The sequence below is a fragment of the Burkholderia sp. genome (genome assembly GCF_018375725.1).
In the GTDB taxonomy this organism is placed as follows: Bacteria; Pseudomonadota; Gammaproteobacteria; order Burkholderiales; family Burkholderiaceae; genus Burkholderia.
In genome coordinates this window covers 1-2,062 of the sequence record NZ_JAHACR010000467.1, presented here as the reverse complement: position 1 = coordinate 2,062, position 2,062 = coordinate 1, and the positions used below count along the sequence as shown (strand labels likewise).

Here is a 2,062-nt window from a genome sequence, read left to right as displayed (position 1 = left end):
CGCCGGGCAAGAGCATGTGCGACGACAACGCCTATCTCGCGTATCTGCGCCAGGTGTTCGGCATTGCGCAGCCGGTCGCGGACGACGCGTCGAAATGACGATCGGCCGTCCGGCCGGCGGTGCGTGCGCGAAGAGGCGGCCGGTATAATTCCTGCGGCATCGCAACCCACCTTACGAGGACCGCCTCATGGACACTTCCGTTGCCCGTCGCCAGATCCTCGCGCGCATCCGCGCAGCGCAGGGACGTGCGGCCGAACCGGACGCGACGGAGCGTGATGGTGTCGCCGATTACCTGGCGCGCCATCCGTCAGGACCGCGTCCGCCGGCGCCCGGCGATCTGGTCGCCGCGTTCGTCGACGAGGCGACGAAGCTCGCGACAACCGTCGACGAAGTCGCGACGCTGGCCGACGCGCCTGCGGCCGCCGCCCGCTATCTGTCGGCGCACGACCTGCCGATGCAGGCGGTCGCGTGGCGCACGCTGGGCGAGCTCGACTGGGCTGCCGCAGGCGTTGCCGTCGAATTCCGCAAGCCTGTCGACGGCGATCTCGTCGGCCTCACCGGCTGTTTTTGCGCAACGGCGGAAACCGGTTCGCTGGTGCTGCTGTCGGGGCCCGATACGTATGCGTCCGCCGGCCTGCTGCCGGAGACGCATATCGCGGTCGTGCCCGCGTCGCGCATCGTCGCCGGCCACGAAGATGCATTCGCGCTGATTCGCGCGGAGCGCGGCGAGCTGCCGCGTGCGGTCAACTTCGTGTCCGGCCCGTCGCGTACCGGCGATATCGAGCAGACCATCGTGCTGGGCGCGCATGGACCGTATCGGGTTCATGTGATCGTCGTGCGCGGCGCGTGACGCGTCCTCGCATCCGCGGCATCCAACAAGGAAAACAACTGCATGAAACGACATGCCGCCTGGGCGGGCATGGCGTCGGGGGCAGCGCTTGGCGCCGCGCCCGCGCTCGCATCGGCCGCGACGCTTGACGGCGCAACGTTGTCCGCATTCTGGGGCGTCCCGTTCGCCGGAATCCTGCTGTCCATCGCGCTGTTCCCGCTCGTCGCGCCGGTGTTCTGGCATCGCCACTTCGGCAAGATCGCGGCCGCGTGGGCGATCGCGTTCCTGGCGCCGTTCGCCGCCGCATTCGGTGCCGGCACGGCGTTCGGCACGCTCGTGCATGCGCTGCTCGAGGAATACATCCCGTTCATCGTGCTGCTCACCGCGCTCTATACGGTTGCGGGCGGCATCTGCGTGAACGGCAACCTGCACGGCACGCCCAGGCTCAATACCGCGATCCTCGCGCTCGGCACGCTGCTCGCGAGCGTCATGGGCACGACGGGCGCCGCGATGCTGCTGATCCGGCCGCTCCTGCGCGCCAACGACAACCGCAGGCATGTCGTGCACGTCGTGATCTTCTTCATCTTCCTCGTCGCGAACGCCGGCGGCTCGCTGTCGCCGCTCGGCGATCCGCCGCTGTTCCTCGGCTTCCTGAACGGCGTGAGCTTCTTCTGGACGACGATGCACCTCGCGCTGCCGATGCTGTTCATCTGCACGGTGCTGTTGACGGTGTTCTTCGCGCTCGACACTTACTTCTATCGAAAGGGCGGCGAGGCGCGCCCGGCGCATCGCGATCCGACACCAGACAACCGCGCGCTGTCGATCGACGGCAAGATCAATTTCGTGCTGCTCGCCGCGGTGATCGGGCTCGTGCTGATGAGCGGCATCTGGAAGCCGGGCATCGTATTCGACGTATGGGGCACGCACGTGGCGCTGCAAAACGCGGTGCGCGACGTCGCGCTCGTCGGCGTCGCGCTGCTGTCGCTGGCGTTCACGCCGCGCTCGGCACGCGAGGGCAATGCGTTCAACTGGGCGCCGATCGAGGAAGTCGCGAAGTTGTTCGCCGGCATCTTCGTGACAATCGCGCCGGTGATCGTCATCCTGCGCGCGGGCGCCGACGGCGCATTCGCGCAGATCGTCCACCTCGTCACCGGGCCGGACGGCAAGCCGGTCGATGCGATGTATTTCTGGGCGACCGGGCTGCTGTAGTCGTTTCTCGACAATGCGCCGACC

1 protein-coding gene and 1 pseudogene are annotated in these 2,062 nt (G+C 68.0%); both read left to right on the top strand.

Going from position 1 to position 2,062, the window contains the following annotated elements:
- Positions 1-187: 187 nt before the first annotated feature.
- Positions 188-850, top strand: a complete 663-nt coding sequence (locus tag KH616_RS24455) for a lactate utilization protein C (RefSeq protein WP_292253813.1) — start codon at positions 188-190, stop codon at positions 848-850.
- A 42-nt stretch (positions 851-892) separates the two neighbouring features.
- Positions 893-2,035 (top strand): annotated as a pseudogene (locus KH616_RS24450) (sodium:proton antiporter); the annotation flags it as partial.
- Between the last annotated feature and the right edge of the window lie 27 nt (positions 2,036-2,062).

What these genes read in the sequence shown, in the direction of transcription:
- KH616_RS24455 (WP_292253813.1), top strand. Translation starts at nt 188, where the DNA reads ATGGACACTTCCGTTGCCCGTCGCCAGATCCTCGCGCGCATCCGCGCA.